We start from the raw sequence: 20,300 nt of genomic DNA, 5'->3' as shown, positions 1-20,300 counted from the left end.
CGGATCGATCCTGCTGAACGATGAATTCCGCAATGGCACGGACTTCGGTGTTGAGGAGATCCATTTCTCCGACAGCACCGTGTGGACCCGGGCGACGCTTCAGTCACTCTATCTTTCCGGTGCGCAGACGAGCGGCGACGATACGATCAACGGCTTCGACAATGTTGCCGACACGATCGACGGTGGCGCCGGCAATGACACGATCAAGGGCTACAGCGGAGAGGATACGATCACCGGCGGTCTGGGAAATGACCAGATAGACGGTGGGTATGGCAATGACACCTACCACTACGATCTCAGTGACGGCAACGACACGATCACCGAGGACAGCAACAGCGGATCCGCGGACACGATCGTTCTCGGATCGGGCATTGCCGCGAATGAGGTGACGATCAGCCGGGGTACGAGTGACACCAATGACGTGACGCTGCATTTCTCTGACGGCGGATCGATCCTGCTGAACGATGAATTCCGCAATGGCACGGACTTCGGTGTTGAGGAGATCCATTTCTCCGACAGCACCGTGTGGACCCGGGCGACGCTTCAGTCACTCTATCTTTCCGGTGCACAGACGAGCGGCGACGATACGATCAACGGCTTCGACAATGTTGCCGACACGATCGACGGTGGCGCCGGCAATGACACGATCAAGGGCTACAGCGGAGAGGATACGATCACCGGCGGTCTGGGAAATGACCAGATAGACGGTGGGTATGGCAATGACACCTACCACTACGATCTCGGTGACGGCAATGACACGATCACCGAGGACAGCAACAGCGGATCCGCGGACACGATCGTTCTCGGATCGGGCATTGCCGCGAATGAGGTGACGGTCAGCCGGAGTACGAGTGACACCAATGACGTGACGCTGCATTTCTCTGATGGCGGATCGATCCAGCTGTACGATGAATTCCGCAATGGTACCGACTTCGGTGTGGAAGAGGTTCATTTCTCCGATAACAATGTGTGGACCCGGGCAGATATTGCGGCGCAGTCGCTGCTTGGAACGGCTGCAGACAACGTCTTGCTCGGTTTCGACACCGATGATTTCATCGACGGCGGCTCTGGAAACGATACCATCACTGGCGGATCTGGAAACGATACGATCCATTTCGACTTCGGCGACACCGGACACGATACGGTCACGGATTTCGTCGCGGGTACCGGAGACGGATGATGTGCTCGAATTCGACAGTGCAGTCTTTGCCGATTTCGCGAGCCTCATGGCGGCCGCGACCGACGATGGGACGGATATGACGATCACGATCGATGCGGAAACATCCATCCTGCTTCAAAACGTCGTGGTTGCCGAATTCCATCAGGACGATGTGCGCATTGTCTAGTTGAACCGAAGACGTCCGGGAGAGGCTTCGGCCTCTCCGGACACGCTTCCGCAAGTCTGTCAGGTTGTCCTAACATCATGTTGAGTTCCTCTCGTCCGGCGTCCCCGCCCGGGCAACCTCGAAGGTCCGGTTCCCAGACGGGTAAGAATCCGGTTTCGGAAGCGTTCAGGCCGTTGCGGTCGGTGTTCCTGTGGGTCGGCCTTGTCAGCTTTCTGATCAATCTGCTGATGCTGACGGGCCCGGTGTTCATGCTGCAGGTTTACGACCGGGTGCTTGCCAGCGGGTCCATACCGACACTGGTCGTCATCGGTGGGCTCGCCATTTTGCTCTACGTTTTTTTCGGCCTGCTCGACGGCATGCGCAACCGTATCCTGGCGCGCTTGGCGCAACGTTTTGACGCGCGGCTGTCCACCATTGCTTATCGTCTGTCATCCAGCCTGCCGATCCGGCTCGGCCGTCAGGCGGCGCGAGTCCGCCCGGTCCAGGACCTGGACACGGTTCGCCAATTTTTATCGGGGCCCCGGTCCGGCCGCCATGTTCGACGTGCCCTGGCTACCCTTTTATCTCGGCATTGTTTTTCTCTTCCATCCCGTTTTGGGCCTTGTGGCACTATCCGGTGCCATCATTATCTCCATCCTGATCGGTGTGAACGAGGCGATGTCCAGGTCGCCTGTGGCGGAGGCGAACCGACAAACCTCGCTTCGGACGTCAGATGTGGAGATCAGCCAACGCAATTCGGAAGTCATGCATGCCATGGGTATGGACGACGTCCTTGCCGCCCGGTGGGCGGGTCGCAATGACGACTATCTGACCGCGCAACGCCGTATGGCGGATCGGTCCGGCTTTTTTGGAACCCTTATCAAAACCATTCGCTTCGTCCTGCAATCGGCCATGCTGGCAACAGGCGCCTGGCTTGCGATCGAGCAGGAAATCACACCCGGTGTCATGATCGCCTCATCGATCATGACCTCCCGTGCACTTTCACCGATCGAACAAGCCGTGGCCCAATGGCGGGGCTTCGTTGCTTGCCGGCAGGCCTTGCGCAGGCTGCGCGAAGGCCTTGCAAATGCCATGGCGGCTCAACCCGAGACGGAGTTACCTCTGCCAGCTGAAACGCTTTCGGTGGAAAGCGTCAGTTGCGGGCCCTACGGGTCCACCACGCCGTTTGTCAGAGGGGCTTCGTTTGAATTGCAGGCAGGGGACGGGCTCGGGATCATTGGACCTTCCGGGTCCGGCAAATCCACGCTGGCCCGCGCCCTGGTCGGGGTGCTGCCGACACACTTGGCGGGAAAATCCGCTATGATGGCGCCGAGATTTCCCAGTGGGCCTCGATCCGGCGCGGGGAATTCATCGGCTATCTGCCCCAGGACCTGCCAACTATTCGATGGAACGGTTGCCGAAAACATCGCCCGGTTTCGCACCGAGTCCTCTTCGCAGCAGGTGATCGAGGCGGCACGCCTTGCGGATGTGCATGATCTGATCGTCAGTTTGCCCGAAGGATACGACACGCTGATCGGCCGTTCGGGCTATGCCCTTTCAGCGGGACAAAGCCAAAGGATCGCCCTTGCGCGCGCCTTGTACGGCAATCCGTTTGTTGTGGTTCTGGACGAGCCGAATTCGAACTTGGATGCGGAAGGCGAGGCGGCGCTGACAGGGGCGATCAAGTCGGCCCAGCAGCGTGGGGCGATCGTCGTTGTCATCGCCCATCGTCCGAGTGCGCTCGCGACCCTGAACAAGATCCTGTGTCTGCGTCAGGGGCAGACCGTGGCCTTCGGACCGAAGGGATGAAGTCATGAAGAAGATCGTCGCACCGGTTCCCATGGTCGGGGGAGGGGCGCAATGATAAGCGCATCCGACGTCTCGTCGGCGAGCGACGAAAAGCTCAGGAAAACACTTCATCGGCATCTGATCGTCGTCGGCCTGATCTGTCTGGCGATCATAGGCGGAGTGGGCGGCTGGATGGCAACAGCCAGCATCTCCGGAGCGGTTGTCACCTCCGGCACCGTCGTGGTGGAAAGCAATATCAAGCGTGTGCAGCACCGGGAAGGCGGGATCATCAGGGAAATCCTGGTAAAGAGCGGAGATACGGTGGAGACCGGAGATCTTCTCATTCGCCTCGACGACACGGTGATCCGTGCCAATCTTGCTGTGGTCGTCAAGCAACTCGCCGAACTTGGCGCCCAGGAGAGCCGTTTGGTGGCCGAACGTGACGGGTTGGAAAACAGTAGAATTCGAAGAGATTGCAAATCTGAAGGTGGCGAATATCGAGAATATCCGCCGTGGACAGCAGCTGCTTCTTGAAGCGCGCCGAGCAAGCATGATCGGCCGGAAGAAGCAGCTTAAGGAACAGATACGGCAGCTCGATCAACAGATCGAAGGGCTCTCCGCCCAGGTCACCGCCAAGAAAGGGGAAATCGATCTCATCGGATTGGAGCTTGCCGACCTGAGTGGCCTTCTGGAGAAGCAACTTGTTCCCAAGAGCCGCATCATCGCGCTTAAACGCGAAAGGGCGCGGCTGAAGGGCGAACACGGTGATTTCCTGGCGCAGATTGCGAAAAGCCGGGAAGCCATAAGCGAACGGGAAATCCAGTCTCTCCAGATCGAGGAAACCTACCGCGCGGAGGTTTTGGAAAAACTGCAGGAAGTACGTTCCCGCATCGCGCAACTGGAAGAACAGAAAATTACCGCGGAAGACGAACTGCGCCGTATCGATGTTCGGGCGCCAAGGAACGGCTTTGTTCACCAATTGGCCGTTCACACGGTCGGCGGAGTCGTCAGTCCTGGTGAGGTTCTCATGCTGATCGTGCCACGGGAAGATCAGTTGATCATTGAATCCCATGTCCGTCCGGTCGACATCGACCAACTCGCTCCCGATCAAAAGGCGCGGGTCCGCTTTCCAAGTTTCGATCGGCGGACGACCCCAGAACTCAGCGCCACACTCCTGACCGTTTCAGCAGATCTGAGTCAGGACGAGCGGACTGGCCAGAGCTACTATACCGCGCGACTCGCCATTGATGACGCGGAAATGGCAAAGCTGGAAGGCAAGGCGCTTATTCCTGGCATGCCTGTGGAAGCATATTTGACGACCGGGGATCGCTCGGTTCTCAGTTATTTGATCAAGCCGCTTCGAGACCAAATCGCGCACGCGTTGCGAGAGCGGTGAGAAACCCGAAGTGTGCAGGTCATGTGTGACGGACCCGCCCTTAGACTCGTCGCTGAAATTGCTTGTGCCCATCATGGCCTCCTTGCCTCAAAATTAGGGAAGAAGGCGTCTACAAATCTAGATGGGGTAACGGGCAGCCGAGCGGTCTGCTGCGGGCGGCTTGGAGAGCAAGTGGTCGTCCCTCACACTGATGGTGTGAACGGAGTCGGGACGGATCCCGCTCCAAGCATCCGGGAGAGACGACCATGGAGCATTATGCAGGGATTGACGTATCATTGGAATCGTCGAGCGTATGCGTTGTCGACGGTAGCGGCGAGATTGTCCGTGAGGGCAAGGTAGCGAGCGAGCCGGAAGCGCTGATTGGCTGGTTTGCGTCACTCGGCTTGGATCTGGCACGCATCGGACTGGAGGCTGGTCCCCTGTCGCAATGGCTTTATGCCGCCATGCAGCAAGAGGGCCTTGCGGTCGAGCTTCTGGAGACACGGCATGTGCGCAATGCCTTCAAGGCGATGCCGGTGAAGACGGACCGCAATGATGCGCGGGGGATCGCACAGCTAATGCGGTTAGGTTGGTTCCGGCCGGTACATTGCAAGTCTCTGGCCGCACAGGAAGTTCGGGCCGTGCTGACGGCACGCAAGCTCGTGCAACTGAAGCTCAGAGACGTAGAGAACAGCGTACGTGGTATTTTGCGCGGCTTCGGGCTGAAGGTCGGCCCAACCACGCCAGGCCATTTTGGCAAACGCGTCCACGAGTTGGTGGTCGGCCAAGAGAACCTGCAGCTGGTGACCACAGGTTTGCTTTCGGTGGCATGCCGTTCTGCTGCGCGAATTTCGGGCATTTGACAAACAGGTTCGCTCACTTGCACGTCAGGACGAAAAGGCAAGCCAACTCATGACCGCACCGGGGGTGGGGCCGATCGTAGCGCTCACCTATGCATCCGCGATCGACGATCCGGGACGGTTTTCCTCCTCCAAGCAGGTGAGCGCGCATTTTGGGCTGACGCCGAGGCGGTACCAGTCCGGTGAGACCGACTATAGCGGCCGCATCAGCAAGAGCGGGGACGCCGCTGTGCGCGCGGCGCTGTTCGAGGGCCGCCCACATCATACTGACCAAACCGCTCAGGGGGTGTATGGCGCTCAAAAGCTGGGCGATGCGGATTGCCCGGCGGGCCGGGATGAAGAAGGCGAAGGTCGCGCTGGCGCGCAAGCTCGCGGTGATCCTGCATCGCATGCTTGCCGACGGCACTGTGTTCACCGCCGGAGCTGAGCCCATGACGGCAGCATAGAGGGAAAGCCAAGGATTTTGGGCAGGTCGCGACGCCAGACCTTCCCGAAGCAAGGTCCCGTCGCCGGGACGATGGATCGGGTCAGACCGCAATAGCTCACGTGGCATCATGATCACGCGTTTCTAGATTGGTCGGCCCTTATCCTTATCAAACCCCATCAGGTGGCGGCCACGCGCCGACCCCGTTCAGAAGCAAGACCCCGGCGACAGGATGAAGCAAAAGGGATTGACTCACTCAAGCCCGTTACAGAAGGGGCTATTTAGTGACCCGAAACTGCTAAGAGGCGCTGCAGACAGGTAATTTAGCGGTTCACACTGAAACGTTACCCGCAACTGCAGTTCGCTCCATGGACGATCGTCGTTTCACACCTCAAATCTGTTATTCTCCGGCCCGCATGTCTTCGGTCATTCCTGGAAACACCTGTACACGAAATCTCCAACTGTACCCCACAGGGTTAGCCCATAGAATTGGGAAGCCAAAGGACGAGGATCGGAAAGGCCACGAGCAGCACCAGGCGGAAGATGTCCATTACGATGAACGGTATGATTGCCTTGAACACCTGACCCAGTTTCAGGTTCGTCTCCATGCTTTTGATCACGAAGACATTCAGTCCGATCGGCGGCGTAATGAGACCGAGCTCGATCGTGATCACCGTCAGAACCCCGAACCAAATCGGATCGAAGCCCAGATGCTGGGTGATGGGAAAGATGATCGGGCACCGTCAGAACGATCATTGCCAGGCTGTCGAGCACGCAGCCGAGAACAAGATAGAGCGCGAGGATAACCGCCAGAATGGCGAGTGGGGGCAGGGGCAGGCCGCCGATCCAGCTTGCAATCTCGTAAGGCGCTCCCGTGATGGCAAGAAAGTATCCGAAGACAACAGCGCCAATCAGGATGACGAAGATCGCGGCCGACGTCTGACAGGTTTCGACGAGAGCGCCCCAGATTTCGCCAGGCCGAAGATGGCGGCGGAACAGTCCAAGGAGAACCGTGAAGATGGCCCCCATGGCAGCCGCTTCCGACGGAGTGAACAGACCGAAATACATCCCGCCCAGTACGAAGATGAAGATCAGCGCGACCGGCCAGACCAGAACATAGGCTTTCGCCCGTTCCCGCCAGGAGTACCGCTCGCTGCGCGGCATCAGGTCCGGGTTACGGCGGGCGATGAAATGGATGATGGCCATGTGCATCACGACCGCCATGGCACCGGGTATGATGCCGGCAACGAAAAGACGGCTGATATCCTGTTCGGTGAGGATGCCGTAGACCGCGAGTGCGACGGAGGGGGGGATCAGGATGCCCAGGGTGCCGCCGACGGCGATCGTTGCCGCGGCAGGGCCTTCCGCATAGCCTGCCCCGCGCATTGGGGGCAGGGCAATCCGGGTCATGGTCGCCGCTCCGGCAGCGGAAGAGCCGCAAATGGCGGCAAAGCCGGCACTTGCCGCGATCGTCGACAGGGCCAGCCCGCCGCGGTGATGGCCGAACGTCTTGCGACCTGCCTCGAACAATCGATCCGAGATGCCGGATCGAAAGGCCGCGACGCCCATCATGATGAAGAGCTGGCAGCAGCATCAGGGCCGGATCCGAGGCGGTGCGCAGCGGTGCGGAACTGAGGACGGAGAGCGCGGGGTCTATGCCGATGGCAAGCGCATATCCTGCCGCACCGACGATAAGCATGGCGATGCCGATCGGCACCTGGGCAAGGATCAGGATGAAGAGCGCGGCAAAGCCGGCGGGGGCAAGCCATTCATTCGCCATGGGTAAGTTCCGTACGTTGCAGCTGACCCGCGCCCTGGAAACTGGCGGCGTGGAGCCAGCATGAAAATTGCGACGACCGCCGTGACGGCGAGCCCGCTCAGGCCGAGGGCCAAGAGCGGCCAGAGGGGCAGGCGGAGTTCCGGCGTTACCTCGCCGCTGTTCATGGTGAGCAGGATCTGGCCGAGACCGGAGCGGGCTAAGAGAACGAATGTTGCCGCCGTGATGACGAGCGCAAAAAGGCGCAGCAGATGGCAGACCGGGGCAGGCAGGACCGTGGTCACGAAATCCACCTGAATCAGGGTGCCGCTCCGGACTGCTGAAATCATGCCCCAGAAGACGGCAACCGCCATGAAAAGCGAGGAAAGGTCGAGTGCGTCGGGAAGATGCATACCGAAAGCGCGCAGGCAGACCGCACCTGCGGTCAACAGCGCGACAAGGGCAAGCGAGACGGCGGCGATCAGTTTCGCCACCGCCTCGATAGCCGTGAGAATACGGGCCATGGTCAAGATATCAGAACCCGCTCGCGCCCTGTTCGGCCAGCCTGGTTTTCAGATCCTCGAGAAGGGCCGCCGGGTCTTTGTCCGGATATTTGGCCTTCACGCTTTCTGCCCAGGCCGCGTAAACGCCTTTCGACGCATCGGTCCACGGCTTCAGGGCGTCGCCGGATACCTTTGTGAACTCGTGATCGCCCATCTTTTCGAGATCCGCGCGCCCCTCGATTTCCCAAGACGCCCAGTCGTCGGTCAGCTTCTCCGACCAGTCGGCGTTGCAATGATCGTCGATCACCTTGCGAAGCTCCGGCGACAGGCCATCGTAATAGGCCTGGTTGATCCCGTAGATCGCCATCGGAACATAGAGCGGCATGTCGAGGTGATAGGTCAGCTTCTTGGCAAGGCCGAAGTTGATGATCGTGTTCCAGGGAAAAGTCGCCCCATCGACCACGCCGCGCTCGACCCCCTGACGGGCCTCGGGGGCCGAAAGCTTGACCGGCACCGCACCGAGGTCGGCGAGATAGTTGCCGATCGTGGCGTTCGCCGGGCGTATTTTGATGCCCTTCATATCCTCCACTTGTCTCGACTTTCTGCGCGGTATGGATGCGGCCGGGATCGTGGGTCGCGAAGGCGCAGAAATGAATTTCCTTCATTTCTTCTTTCGCGATGTCGGCGTACCACTCGTGAAGTGCCCGGGCACCCGCGGGGGGCGTTGGAGATCATGAAAGGCAACTCGCCGGCGTCCACGATCGGGAAACGTCCGGCGGAATAGCCCGGCACGAACCAAGCCGCATCGACCTGGCCCGCGGCGATCATGTCGTAATGGTCCTGCGCCTTGCCGAGTTGCTGCGCGGGAAATATGCGGACCTTGAGTTCGCCGTTGGAAGCCTCCTCGATGGATTTGGCCCACAGTTCCACACCGTGATGCACGCGGTGTGTCGGCGGAACGAAGTGCGAGAATGTCATTGTCTCGGCGTGAGCGGCCGTGCTCAATGTTACGACGAAAGCTGCCGTGCAAATGCTTGTTTTCAGTGTCATGTAATCCTCCCTTAATCGTCAGTCGATATATAAATCGTGCGCTCGATCTATTTATTGAGCGGTCTCTCCTTGTTTCCTCCCTGTGTGATTTTCATACGGTCAGGCGCCTTCGGATCCGACGATGGCGATGGAACACACGTTCTGCGCGGGGCTGCCGCCCAGGTTGTGTGTCAGCACCATGCTGGGGGCGGCGAGCTGGCGTTCTCCTGCCTGTCCGGTCAGCTGCAGCCAGGCCTCGAAGAGCATGCGCAATCCCGAGGCGCCGACCGGGTGACCGAAGCATTTCAGGCCGCCGTCGACCTGTGCCGGGAGACGGCCCTCGACATCGAATTCGCCGTCGAGCATGGCTTTCCAGGCCGTGCCTTCCTTGGCGACGCCGATATCCTCAAGCGTTACCAGCTCGGTGATGGAGAAGCAGTCATGCAGTTCGGCAAAGCTGATCTGGCGGGCGGGATCGGAAATGCCTGCCTCGTTATAGGCGCGTTTGGCCGCAATCCTTGCGGTATGGACGTGGGCGCCGTCCCATTGCTGCTGCTGCAACTCCCAGCCGTTCGAGGTCACGAGTTGCAACGCCTTGACCAGAACCAGAGGATTGCGTCCGTGGGCTCTGGCGATTTCGGGCGTGGTGACGATGGCGCAGGCGGCCCCGTCGGAAACCGGGCAGCAATCGAACAGGCCGAGCGGTTCCGCGACCATCGGCGCGGCCATGGCGGCTTCCAGGCTGATTTCCTTGCGCAGATGGGCGCGCGGATTGGCGACGGCGTTGCGGTGGCTTTTGACCGAGGTCTGCGCCATTGCCCGTTTCAGGTCTTCCGTCGCAATCCCGTGTTTCGCCGCATAGGCGACGGCGAGCTGTGAGAAATTACCGGGGTTTGTATGGGTCGGCATATACATCGGCACATAGGTGCCGCGATGGGCACCGGGCAATCCGGCAAAGCCCGTGTCCTTCAGCTTCTCGACCCCGAGCGCGAGCGCGATATCGGCCGCGCCGGACGCGACGGCCATGACGGCGCCGCGAAACGCCTCGGTTCCCCCGGCGCAAAAATTCTCCACCCGCGTGACGCCGATGTTGGGCAGACGGAGGGCCTGGGCCATCGGAAGACCGGCCTTGCCCGCGCCGATGTCGTCATAGTGGGAGGAATACCAGGCCGCATCGATTTCCGTCGGATCGATCCTGGCGGCGGTGAGCGCCTCGGAAAAAGCTTCGACCATCAGCTCTTCGGGGCCGACGTCCCAGCGTTCGCCGAACCGTGAACAGCCCATCCCGAGAATGGCAACCTTGTCCTTAAGCCCGCTCGGCATCGGCATGCTCCTTTCCCTTGGTCTGATCGGCGGAAGCCGCGCGCACGGCCTTCCAGAAATAGCGGCGAAAGCCGGTGTTCTCGTCGATGTCCTTGACGCGGGAAAACGAATTCGACCGGATCGCCAATCGCGATGGATGGGGCATCCGGGTCGGTAAAATCCATCATCAGCCGACCGCCGCCGTGAAAATCCACCAGCCCGTAGCAGGACGGCGGAAGTGCGCGAGAAGGCCAATGTATCGGCGGTGCGCGACGCAACGCGCCCACCAAGATCTGCCAGCGGCCAGGGCTCCTGTGTATCCATGAGCGCCGCCTGGGCGTTGGCGGATATGCGTGACGGCGGAAACTGCACGGCACCGGTCTCGCGGCAACGCCCGCCCGTCAAGGAAAGCAGAGCGTCGGAATAACGATGCGCCGTGGTCAGTGCCTCCATGACCGGGGTCTTGCCACGCTGGCCGGGGGTCCCATGACAGGAGGCCGTTGAAAAACGGCAGCTTGGTATAGTTCGTCTCAGACAGTCCGGCGTCCCGGCTTTCGGCAAAGCCGGTCCGAGCCTGTTTGATGTCTTCGGTCGCGCGGAAGAGCAGCGTCGTGGCACCCTGTCCGAGCCCAGCCAGAAGCACGGTCTCTCCGGGCCGGATCGTGCCGACGGCGGCGGCCAGCATCATCAGACCCTGGGCGCTGGCGGTATCGCCGATCCCGGCGCCGAGATCGTCTGCGAGCCGTGCCTTGTTCAGGCCTGCGGTCCTGGCAACCAACCCAGCGAGGCGGGGCTGGGTCGTGGCGAGAACCAAATGATCGACCGCGTCCGGGGCAAGGTTCGCCTCGCGCAGGGCGGCTTCGATGGCAGCGACGGCAAGCGTCTGCCAGCCTTCTTCCCTGACCCAGCGGTCTTCCCACTCGGTGGCGAATGGCGCGCCGGGCGCGCGATAACGTTCGGTCATGGCGCTGGTCAGGGACACGCCGCCGAGATAGCTCAACAGCTCGGGGCCCGTGTTCACCGCAACCGCAGCGCCGCCATCGCCCATCCGACCTTCGGCGGCGCTGCCGGGCGAGGTGACGGGGACGGTCGGCGGCGACCAGCAGGCCCCGGCGCGTCGGAGACAAGCAACCGGTGTAGCGCGATCAGGGAGGCACGTGCGGTGGTGCCGCTTTCCTGCGTGGAGGCAGGTGACGGGCAGGCGCAGAGCCGCATGCAGGATCGAGGCGTTCTGACGTTCGGCAAAGGCAGGGGTGAGAGTGCAGAAATCCAGTGAGGCGGGCGCATGCTCCTGTCCAGGCTGTGCCAGACAGGTTCGGGCCGCGGCCACACCCATGGTCGTTGCGTCCTCGTCCCAGAAGCCGAGCGTGCGACTGCCCTTCCTCGGCAGACCGGGCGTCAGCCAGCCCATTGCGTCTGCAATCGCGGAACGGCTGAGACGGGCGCGGGGCAGATAGGCGCCAATTGCGGTTATTCCGGTCATGAAGCGGTCTTGCGCTCCCGCTGAAGCTCGTCTTCCAGAAAGCCGTCGCGGGCTTCGGGAATCATGACGGCCATCGGATTGACCTCTACGGAGGAGAACAGGCCATTGACCGAATAGGGTTCCCGGGCAAGAAAGGCGTCTACCTCGTCCTGCGTGTCGCACGAGAGAGCGAAAGTGGAACCGATGGATTTGCCTTCGACATCCTTCAGCGGGCCGCCGAACAGGATCAAGTGCTTGTGAGCGATCATGTATTCCAGATGAATTGCCCGCAACCGGGTCCGCAGGCCGGGCTTTTCAGGGTCGTCGTGGCAATGGATGTGAAAGGGCATGTCGTTTCCTTCAGCTAAGCACCATGGCGTCGTCATCGACGGGCTGGCCGCGCACCTGCTGGAACAGGTCCAGAAGGCCGGGGACGCCCAATTCGGCCCGTTCCGCCGCACTCAGGTCGACGACGATCTGGCCCTCGTGCAGCATGATGGTGCGGGTGCCGTGACGCAGGGCCTGCGCCATCGAGTGGGTGACCATCAGCACGGTCAGCCGGTCGCGCTCGGCGAATTGATCTGTCAGGCGCAGGACGGTGTCTGCCGCGCCGGGATCGAGCGCGGCCGTATGTTCATCGAGCAGCAGCGCCCGGTTCGGGACCAGACAAGCCATCAGCAGCGACAGGGCTTGCCGCTGCCCGCCCGAAAGCAGGCCGACCTTGTCGTCGAGCCGATTTTCCAGCCCCAGTCCCAGTTCGGCGAGGCGCGCGCGCCAGCCTTCGACCTTGGCCCGCGGTGCACCGGGACCGAGGCGGCGCCGCCGGGTGCGGGCGGCCGCGATGGCGAGGTTTTCCAGGATGGTCAGCGTTTCGCACGTACCCATGCGGGGGTCCTGAAACACACGGCCGAGACGCGATGCGCGGCGCGGCGCGGATTGCCGTGTCACATCCGTGCGGTCGATCCGGATCGCACCCCGTTCCGGACGGATGTCACCCGAAAAGGCGCCGAGCAGGGTCGATTTGCCGGCTCCGTTGGTGCCGATCACCGTCACGAACTCGCCCTCATCGATCTTGAGAGAAAGTCCCTTGAGCGCCCGGTTTTCGAGCGGCGTGCCCGGATTAAAGGTGACGCGGATATTCTGGGCTTCAAGCATTCGTCGTCTCCCGGCGCTTCAGTTTCGGTCGTCCGGGGAGACCGCGGCTCCGGGCCGCGGCGATGGCGGCAACGACGAGGACGGCGGTGACCAGGTTGAGGTCCTGTGCGCGCAGGCCGATGGCGTCGAGGTTCAGCGCGAAGGCGATGGTCACGCGATAAGCGAGCGAACCCGCGACGGCCGCCAGCGTCGCCAGGAACATTGTGCGCGCGGGCAGGATCGTTTCGCCCACGATCACGGCGGCAAGGCCGATGATGATGACGCCGACCCCCATGGTGACATCGGCAAAGCCCTGGGCCTGTGCAAACAGCGCCCCCGCCAACGCCACCAGCGCGTTCGACAGGCCGAGGCCGAGAGGAAGGACGTGGTTGCGGTCGATCCCCTGCGCCGCCGCCATGCGCGGACTGGCCCCCGCGGCGCGCAGGGCGAGCCCGATTTCGGTCGAAAGAAACCAGTCGATCAGTAGCTTGGCGGCGAATATCGCGAACGCCAGCACCAGGGGCATGGCGTACATATGCGGCAGCGGCAGCGCCTCGACCGGGGTGAAGACCGTTTCGGAGTTCAGAAGCGGCAGGTTGGGCCGTCCCATGATCCTGAGATTGACCGAATAGAGCGCCAGCATCACCAGGATCGAGGCAAGCAGGTGAAGGATGTTGAGGCGCAGGTGAAGCTGCGCCGTGACATAGCCAGCGGCGAAACCGGCACAGGCCGCCAGCGCCGTGGCGAGGAACGGGTTCATTCCGGACAGGATCCCGACCGCGGCCACGGCGGCACCAAGGGGGAAAGACCCGTCGACGGTGAGATCGGGAAAGTCCAGAACGCGGAAGCTGAGGAACACACCTATGGCGACGAGGCCGAAAATCAGTCCTGCCTCCAGCGCGCCCATGAAGGCGAAGAGGCTCATTTGACCACCTTCGTCGCTTCCGCCAGGAGGTCGTCCGGAAGCGTGACGCCCATCTTTTCCGCGGAAGTGGGGTTCACGTACAGATCCAGCTTATCGACGAAGCGCACGGGAAGCGTTGCGGGGTCTGCCCCCTTCAGGATGGCGACGGCCTCTTCTCCCGCCGCATGTCCGATATCGAAATAATCGAAGCCGAGGGCCGCGATCGCACCGCGTTCGACCGAAGAGGTATCAGCGGCGATAATGGGCAGATCGGCATCCTGACCGATCCGGACGACCGCTTCGATGGCGCTCACCACGGTGCTGTCGGTTGGCACATAGATGGCATCCACCTTGCCGACGAGCGAACGTGCCGCATCGATCACCGCTGAGGATTGCGCGGCGGTGGCCTCGACCACCTCCAACCCGGCTTTCGCCGCGTCTTCCTTTACTGTCTCGACCTGGGCGATGGAATTCGCTTCGCCGCCGTTGTAAATGACGCCGATTTTCTTCACGCCCGGCACGATCCGCTTGATCAGCGCCATGTGCTTGCCGATGGGCGTCATGTCGGAGGAACCGGTGAGATTGCGGCCCGGCTTTTCGTAAGTATCCACCAGTCCGGCAGCAAGCGGGTCGGTTACTGCCGCAAAGACGATGGGAATGTCCTTGGTCGCGGCCATGGCGGTCTGGGCCGAGGGCGTGGAGATCGCGAGGATGAGGTCGGGTGCGTCGCCGACGAATTTTTCGTTGATCTGTACCTGTGTCGTCATGGAGCCCTGTGCCGACTGCACCTCGAGCAACATGGTCTTGCCTTCTTCGTAGCCGCCTTCGGCCAGCGCTGCGATCATCCCTTCGCGGGCGGCATCGATTGCCGGGTGGTCGACGATGTAGCTGAGTTTGACATTGGCCTCACCGGCAAGGGCAGGGCCGGTCACGATCAGCGCGCAGGCTGCGAGCAACGACAGTTTCTGGAAGAGCATTTTTCTGGGTCTCCGGTCGGGTTGGTTTTTATTCCGCGGCCAGTTTGAAGGCCGGGTTTTCAAGGTCCTTCAGGACGCTGAGGCGCTGTTCCTGGGCCTTCTCCACGCTCGCGCGCTTGACCGGGCCGTAGCCGCGGATCTCCTCAGGCAGGCGGGCCAGCATCAGGGCGACGGGTAGTTTTTTCCGCGGTCAGCTCGGTGCAGACACGCGCAAGGTCGGCCTCGTACTGCTCGATCAGCATGCGTTCCTCACGCCGATCGCGATGATGCTTGAAAGGGTCGAGCGGGGTGCCGCGCAGGAACTTCATCCGGGCGAGGGCGCGGAAAAGCAGCAGCGTCCAAGGGCCGAATGCCCGTTTTCGGGGGCGCCCGTCCTTGCTTTCGCCAAGGCTCGGCGGGGCGAGGTAGAAACGCAGCTTGCCGGTCTTGCTGAAGGTTTGTTTCAACTGGTTCTGGAAGAGGCCATCGGTGAACAGGCGCGCGACCTCGTATTCGTCCTTGTAGGACATCAGCTTGGCGAGGTTCCAGGCCGCCGCCCGCGTCAGCTCGCCGGGAGAACCGGAGACGGAGGTTTCGGCCTGGCGGACGCGGTCCACGAGCCGGCGGTAGCGGGCTGCCCATTTGCTGTTCTGGTAGGCGGTCAGAAGCTCTTCACGGTGGGCGACAAGCTCATCGAGGTTCTTTTCCTCCGGCACGGGCCGGTCAGCCAGTTCGGGCTTTACGGCGACGAGGCGGCCGAGCGCGAAGGCTTTCCGGTTCAGGTCCACGGCAACGCCGTTCATTTCGATAGCCCGGTCGAGAGCCTCGAACGACAGCGGGATGAGTCCCTGTTGCCATGCATGGCCGAGCAGCAGCAGGTTCGCGCCGATTTCGTCTCCGAGATAAGTGAGCGCCAGATGTCGGGCCGGCAGGATGCGGGCCCGGTCGCCGCCGAGGCGTTTCACCGTGGCCTGCATGTCGGTTTCCCGGAAATCGAAATCCGGATTTCGGGTAAATTCGCCGCCAACCGACTGTTCGCTGGCAACGACGATATGCGCGTTGTCGGGATTAATCAGTCTGGTCACGGGCGGTTCGGTAGCGCAGCGCAGATCGCCGCCGATCAGAAGGCGTGCCTGACCGTCGGGGATGCGGACCGAGGGGATATAGTCGGACGACAGGCGCAAGTGGCTGTGAACCGCGCCGTATTTCTGCGCCATGCCCAGCTTATCGTGAATCAGCGCCGTCTTGTTTTCAAGATGCGCGGCCATGACCAGGAGCGCGCCCACCGTAACGATCCCCGTGCCGCCGACACCGGCAATGACGATGTCGAGCGGTGTGTCGAGACTAGGCACCCGCGGCATCGGCAAATTGGTCAGGTCGGGCATGTCGCGTTCCGGTTCGCGGCGCAATTCCGCGCCTTCGACCGTCACGAAGCTCGGGCAAAGGCCTTCAAGGCAGGAATAATCCTGGTTGCAGCTCGACTGGTCGACGGTGCGCTTGCGGCCGAATTCGGTCTCCACCGGCACGAGGGAGAGGCAGTTCGACTGGACCGAGCAATCACCGCAGCCTTCGCAGACCCGTTCGTTGATGATGACCTTGCGCGGAGCGACGGTCATCTTGCCGCGTTTGCGGCGACGGCGTTTTTCTGTTGCGCAGACCTGGTCGTAGATCAGCACCGAAACGCCGGGTTCTTCGCGCAGGCTGCGCTGGACCTCGTCGATATCTTCGCGCCCGCTGAGCCCTACACCCGCGGGCAGGCCGGCCAGGCGTGACGGATCGTCCGCCACCACCTCGATCCGCTTCACGCCTTCGGCCAGCAGCTGGCGTGCGATGACGGGGACGGAGAGTTCTCCCTCGACTTCCTGTCCGCCGGTCATGGCGATCGCGTCGTTGTAGAGGATCTTGTAGGTCGCCGTGACACCGGCCGCGAGGGCCGCCCGGATTGCGAGCGAGCCTGAGTGGAAGTATGTCCCTTCACCCAGGTTGATGAAGACATGCTTCGTCTCGGTAAAAGGCGCGGTGCCGACCCAGGGCACACCTTCGCCGCCCATCTGGGTAAAGGTCTCGGTGTTGCGTCCCATACCGGTCGCCATGAAGTGGCAGCCGACCCCGGCAAGCGCTCGGCTTCCCTCTGGGACCTTCGTCGAGCTGTTATGCGGGCAGCCCGAACAAAAATAGGGCGTTCGCATGGGCAAAACGGGGGGCGGGGTGACCCCTGACTGCAGGACATTCGTAATCCTGGCCGTGATGCTGTCTGGCAGGTCGATGAGGCCGGCCATGGCGCGCAGAACGTCTATGCCGTCAAGTTCCCCGATCTGCGAGAATTGCGTTTCGCCGGACAGGTCCCGCCGTCCGGTGATCCGGGGCTGCGATGCATCTGCGTAGAGCGCAGCACGGAGCTGCATCTCTATGAGGTCGCGTTTCTCCTCGACCACAAGCAAGGTTTTATGGCCTCTGGCGAAGGCGCGCAGCCCGTCTTCGTCCGCGGGCCAGGGCATGCCGATCTTGAAAATGGAAATGCCGATCTCGGCGGCTTCGTCCAGCGTGAGGCCGGCGAGGGACAGGGCCTGCAGCACATCGCGATAGCTCTTGCCGGAGGCGACGATGCCCAGCCGTGGGCGATCTGCCCGGATGACTTCCTTGTTGAGCCGGTTGGCGCGTGCGAATTCGAGGGCGGCGGGCAGCTTGATATTCAGAAGGCGCTTTTCGACGTCCGGCCACGGATCGGGCCAGCGGATCCAGCGATCGTTTTGCTGCGGACGCTTGAGTTCGGCCAGAGAGATACGGTCGAGCCCTACATCCAGCAGACCGGTGGAGTTCACATGTTCGGCAAGCACTTTGAAGCCGACATAACAGCCGGAGAAGCGGGACATTTCCCACCCGAGTATCGAGAAGTCGAGAATGTCCTGGAGATCGGCGGGGGCCAGCACCGGCATTTGCATGTCGATGAAGGTCGGCTCCGAATGATAGGCCTGGCTGGAACTTTTCAGCGCATGGTCATCGCCGCAAACGACAAGAACACCGCCTTGCGGAGACGTCCCGGCGCCGTGGGCGTGGCGCAGCGCATCGCCGCAGCGGTCGAGGCCGGCACCCTTGCCGTACCACATGCCGAAAACACCATCGACGCGGGCCATGGGGTCGAGGGCCACCTGCTGGGTGCCCCAGACGGAGGTCAGCGCGAGGTCCTCGTTGATACCGGGCGTGAACGTGATGTCATGCGCGGCAAAGTGCTTTGCCGCCCGCTCGGCCTCGCTGTCGAGGCTGGCAATCGGAGACCCTCGGTAGCCGCTCAGGAAGCCCGCCGAGTTGAACCCTCTCGCGCGATCGAACCGCCGTTGCCGGAACATTGATATCAGCAGGGCCTGGGTCCCGTTCGCAAGGACGCGACCCGTGCCTTTGGTGAACCGGTCTGAGAGAGAAACGTCATTGAGCTTCATGGATTCGCTGTCGCTGATTGTTGACTTGTGCGTAATAATACATAATACGAATGTTCGTTCAATGAATAAATTTTGGGAGAGAAGATGAGTGAGAGAACGGGAGCGGACCCCATCGCGATTGTCGGCGGGGGGCAGGCAGGTGCATCCTGCGCGGAGCGGCTCAGAAAAAAAGGCTATGACGGACGGATCGTGCTCATTGGAGCCGAACCGTATTTCCCCTATCAGCGGCCGCCCTTGTCCAAGAAATACCTGAGCGGGGAATGGGAACGGGACCGCTTGTTGCTTCGCCCGGAAACGTTTTGGCGGGACCAGGATATCGAACTGAAACTCGGCACCGGCGTGACCCGTCTCGACGCTGACAGCAGAAAACTTCTGGTCGGGGACGAGGAAGTTCGTTGGAGCCGGCTATTGCTCGCAACCGGTACCCGGCCCCGGCGACTGCCCGGTGTTTCGGGGGAGATGTCCGGCGTGCATGTCTTGCGTGGTATTGACGATGTGGACCGGCTGGCACCGGCGTTCAAACCGGGAGCGAAACTGGTTGTGATCGGCGGCGGCTATGTCGGTCTGGAAACTGCCGCGGTGGCGGTCGAGGCCGGTTTGGAGGTCACGGTTGTCGAAGCGGCCCCGCGTATTCTGGCGCGGGTCACTTGCGAGGAAACGGCGGATTTCTTCCGCGATCTGCATCGGGCCCGCGGCGTTACCCTGCTGGAAGGGCAATCGGTTCGAGGGCTTTGCGGCGGCGACACAGTGACCGGCGTCAGGCTGGAAAACGGCGAACTGCCTGCGGATCTGGTTCTGGTGGGGATCGGCGCGGTTCCGGAAACCCGGCTCGCGGAGGAGGCGGGAATCGCCTGTGACGACGGTATTCTGGTCGATGCGCGCGGGCGCACTTCGGCCCCTGACATCTGGGCGGCAGGTGATTGCGCGCGCTTCGATTTCGAGGGCGTGAGCACACGGCTTGAGAACGTGCAAAATGCCATCAATCAGGCCGAAACCACTGCGGACGACATGTTGGGCGAGGCAATGGATTATGCGCCCGTGCCGTGGTTCTGGTCGGACCAATACGATGTGAAGCTTCAGATCGCCGGGATTGGGTCAGGGCACGATCGGCTGGTACCGGTCATCCAGGAGAACGGCCGGTCGCATTGGTATTTCCGGGTTGGCAAGCTCATCGCGGTGGATGCGATCAACGATGGAAAGGCCTTCATGACCGCAAAGCGGCTTCTGGCAACGAAGACCCTGGTCGATCCGGATCAGTTGACGCGGCCCGGTTTCGAACCGCGGCAATTGTTGGCGCCAGTCTAGGTCAGGCCGGAAGCTCGCGATAACCGCCCAGGAAGAGGTCAACGGCCCTGTCCGCCAGAGCTTCCGGCGTAACCGGGCCGTCGGCCTTGAACCATGTATAGGTCCAGTTGATCATGCCGAAGAAGAGCATCGTGTCGATATGCGCAAGCTGTCCGTTCTTGGCGATGTCGGGTCGGATACGGGCTATGATGTCGCGGATGAAGGTGACCAGTTCCCGTTCCTTTCGAAGAACGGTCTGACGGGTTTCCTCAGGCAGGAATCGGATACAGGTCAAGAGAACTGCGTGTTTGTCGGAAGAGACCGCGTAAATCCCCATGAAGAAGCGGACCAGAACCCGGAACCGTTCGACCGGATCGGCATGTTTGGCAAGCGCGTCGTGGCAGCCCTCGAGAAGTACGTCGATATGCTCGGACAGCATCTCGGCAAGGATGTCTTCCTTGTTTTCGAAATAGTGGTACAGGCGGGATTTCGAACAGTCGCATGCTTGCGCGATATCGCCGATGGACGTTGCCGCATATCCCCGTTCCGCGAACAGCGCCGCGGTGTTGTCGAGGATGGACGCCTGTATGTTTTCGTAGTCCTTCGACCGTGTTCTGACCACGTTATCACCTCAGTATTATCAGACCGTTCGGACTATATTAGCCGAACGCCACATATACAACCGGGATCCTTCTTTTGGCGGTTGGTCTTGAAACCGGGGTCAGGTGCCCAAGGCGATGGACACTGTGTACGCTGAATAT

The 20,300-nt window shown here is 61.6% G+C and carries 20 protein-coding genes and 2 pseudogenes; 7 read left to right on the top strand and 15 right to left on the bottom strand.

All coding sequences use genetic code 11. The features are described from left to right. The 6 genes and pseudogenes from ABIN98_RS28180 to ABIN98_RS28155 form a co-directional block, all read left to right on the top strand. Window positions 1-1,180, top strand: a 1,180-nt coding sequence (locus ABIN98_RS28180) for a calcium-binding protein (RefSeq protein ID WP_346915480.1), incomplete at its 5' end; no start/stop codon positions are given. A gap of 1 nt (window position 1,181) precedes the next feature. After that, entirely contained in the window at window positions 1,182-1,346 is a 165-nt protein-coding gene (locus ABIN98_RS28175; RefSeq protein ID WP_346915478.1) for a hypothetical protein, read from the top strand. A 534-nt stretch (window positions 1,347-1,880) separates the two neighbouring features. Continuing rightward, complete coding sequence (locus ABIN98_RS28170; RefSeq protein WP_346915476.1) at window positions 1,881-3,134, top strand: ATP-binding cassette domain-containing protein; 1,254 nt, start codon at window positions 1,881-1,883, stop codon at window positions 3,132-3,134. A 51-nt stretch (window positions 3,135-3,185) separates the two neighbouring features. Further along, the gene (locus ABIN98_RS28165; RefSeq protein ID WP_346915474.1) at window positions 3,186-3,647 is read left to right on the top strand and encodes a biotin/lipoyl-binding protein; all 462 of its coding nucleotides are present in this window, start codon (window positions 3,186-3,188) and stop codon (window positions 3,645-3,647) included. Beyond that, complete coding sequence (locus ABIN98_RS28160; protein ID WP_346915472.1) at window positions 3,601-4,509, top strand: HlyD family type I secretion periplasmic adaptor subunit; 909 nt, start codon at window positions 3,601-3,603, stop codon at window positions 4,507-4,509. The genes ABIN98_RS28165 and ABIN98_RS28160 overlap by 47 nt, the downstream gene beginning before the upstream one ends. A gap of 245 nt (window positions 4,510-4,754) precedes the next feature. Then, a pseudogene (locus ABIN98_RS28155) lies at window positions 4,755-5,794 on the top strand (IS110 family transposase). A 454-nt stretch (window positions 5,795-6,248) separates the two neighbouring features. Here the strand turns inward: ABIN98_RS28155 and ABIN98_RS28150 are convergent. The 14 genes and pseudogenes from ABIN98_RS28150 to ABIN98_RS28085 all read right to left on the bottom strand — a co-directional run bounded on the left by ABIN98_RS28150 (window position 6,249) and on the right by ABIN98_RS28085 (window position 18,273). Next, on the bottom strand, window positions 6,249-6,452 hold the full coding sequence (locus tag ABIN98_RS28150) for a TRAP transporter large permease subunit (protein ID WP_346915484.1): 204 nt from the start codon (window positions 6,450-6,452) through the stop codon (window positions 6,249-6,251). Between the two features lie 118 nt (window positions 6,453-6,570). Further along, a pseudogene (locus tag ABIN98_RS28145) lies at window positions 6,571-7,341 on the bottom strand (TRAP transporter large permease); the annotation flags it as partial. 159 nt (window positions 7,342-7,500) lie between these two features. Further along, on the bottom strand, window positions 7,501-8,052 hold the full coding sequence (locus ABIN98_RS28140; RefSeq protein WP_346915470.1) for a TRAP transporter small permease subunit: 552 nt from the start codon (window positions 8,050-8,052) through the stop codon (window positions 7,501-7,503). Window positions 8,053-8,062: 10 nt separating this feature from the next. After that, window positions 8,063-8,611 carry a hypothetical protein gene (locus ABIN98_RS28135; RefSeq protein WP_346915468.1) on the bottom strand — a complete coding sequence of 183 codons (549 nt, stop codon included), beginning with the start codon at window positions 8,609-8,611 and terminating at the stop codon, window positions 8,063-8,065. Further along, a complete protein-coding gene (locus ABIN98_RS28130) occupies window positions 8,608-9,081 on the bottom strand; it encodes a hypothetical protein (protein ID WP_346915466.1) in 474 nt (157 codons plus the stop codon). The genes ABIN98_RS28135 and ABIN98_RS28130 overlap by 4 nt, the downstream gene beginning before the upstream one ends. Window positions 9,082-9,180: 99 nt before the next feature. Beyond that, window positions 9,181-10,383 (bottom strand): acetyl-CoA acetyltransferase, encoded by a 1,203-nt coding sequence (locus ABIN98_RS28125; protein ID WP_346915464.1) that lies wholly within the window; start codon window positions 10,381-10,383, stop codon window positions 9,181-9,183. Continuing rightward, on the bottom strand, window positions 10,367-10,528 hold the full coding sequence (locus ABIN98_RS28120; protein ID WP_346915462.1) for a hypothetical protein: 162 nt from the start codon (window positions 10,526-10,528) through the stop codon (window positions 10,367-10,369). The genes ABIN98_RS28125 and ABIN98_RS28120 overlap by 17 nt, the downstream gene beginning before the upstream one ends. Window positions 10,529-10,549: 21 nt before the next feature. Further along, entirely contained in the window at window positions 10,550-11,845 is a 1,296-nt protein-coding gene (locus ABIN98_RS28115) for a 3-oxoacyl-[acyl-carrier-protein] synthase III C-terminal domain-containing protein (RefSeq protein WP_346915460.1), read from the bottom strand. Continuing rightward, a complete protein-coding gene (locus ABIN98_RS28110) occupies window positions 11,842-12,174 on the bottom strand; it encodes a YciI family protein (protein WP_346915458.1) in 333 nt (110 codons plus the stop codon). The genes ABIN98_RS28115 and ABIN98_RS28110 overlap by 4 nt, the downstream gene beginning before the upstream one ends. Before the next feature lie 10 nt (window positions 12,175-12,184). Further along, complete coding sequence (locus ABIN98_RS28105; RefSeq protein WP_346915456.1) at window positions 12,185-12,979, bottom strand: ATP-binding cassette domain-containing protein; 795 nt, start codon at window positions 12,977-12,979, stop codon at window positions 12,185-12,187. Next, the gene (locus ABIN98_RS28100) at window positions 12,972-13,883 is read right to left on the bottom strand and encodes an ABC transporter permease (protein ID WP_346915454.1); all 912 of its coding nucleotides are present in this window, start codon (window positions 13,881-13,883) and stop codon (window positions 12,972-12,974) included. The genes ABIN98_RS28105 and ABIN98_RS28100 overlap by 8 nt, the downstream gene beginning before the upstream one ends. After that, the gene (locus ABIN98_RS28095; RefSeq protein WP_346915452.1) at window positions 13,880-14,839 is read right to left on the bottom strand and encodes an ABC transporter substrate-binding protein; all 960 of its coding nucleotides are present in this window, start codon (window positions 14,837-14,839) and stop codon (window positions 13,880-13,882) included. The genes ABIN98_RS28100 and ABIN98_RS28095 overlap by 4 nt, the downstream gene beginning before the upstream one ends. A 28-nt stretch (window positions 14,840-14,867) precedes the next feature. Then, on the bottom strand, window positions 14,868-15,002 hold the full coding sequence (locus ABIN98_RS28090; RefSeq protein WP_346915450.1) for a hypothetical protein: 135 nt from the start codon (window positions 15,000-15,002) through the stop codon (window positions 14,868-14,870). Continuing rightward, complete coding sequence (locus tag ABIN98_RS28085) at window positions 14,983-18,273, bottom strand: indolepyruvate ferredoxin oxidoreductase family protein (protein WP_346915482.1); 3,291 nt, start codon at window positions 18,271-18,273, stop codon at window positions 14,983-14,985. The genes ABIN98_RS28090 and ABIN98_RS28085 overlap by 20 nt, the downstream gene beginning before the upstream one ends. Before the next feature lie 66 nt (window positions 18,274-18,339). Here ABIN98_RS28085 and ABIN98_RS28080 point away from each other — a divergent pair, with 66 nt between their 5' ends. Further along, window positions 18,340-19,560: an FAD-dependent oxidoreductase gene (locus ABIN98_RS28080; protein ID WP_346915448.1), complete on the top strand. Its 1,221-nt coding sequence runs from the start codon at window positions 18,340-18,342 to the stop codon at window positions 19,558-19,560. Window position 19,561: 1 nt separating this feature from the next. On the opposite strand, the gene ABIN98_RS28075 is transcribed toward ABIN98_RS28080, so the two are convergent. Continuing rightward, a complete protein-coding gene (locus ABIN98_RS28075) occupies window positions 19,562-20,161 on the bottom strand; it encodes a TetR/AcrR family transcriptional regulator (RefSeq protein WP_346915446.1) in 600 nt (199 codons plus the stop codon). Window positions 20,162-20,300: the final 139 nt, after the last annotated feature.

The sequence above is a fragment of the uncultured Roseibium sp. genome (genome assembly GCF_963675095.2).
Classification (GTDB): domain Bacteria; phylum Pseudomonadota; class Alphaproteobacteria; order Rhizobiales; family Stappiaceae; genus Roseibium.
Note: the sequence above shows the minus strand (reverse complement) of the source record. Positions and strands in the feature narration are given on the sequence as shown.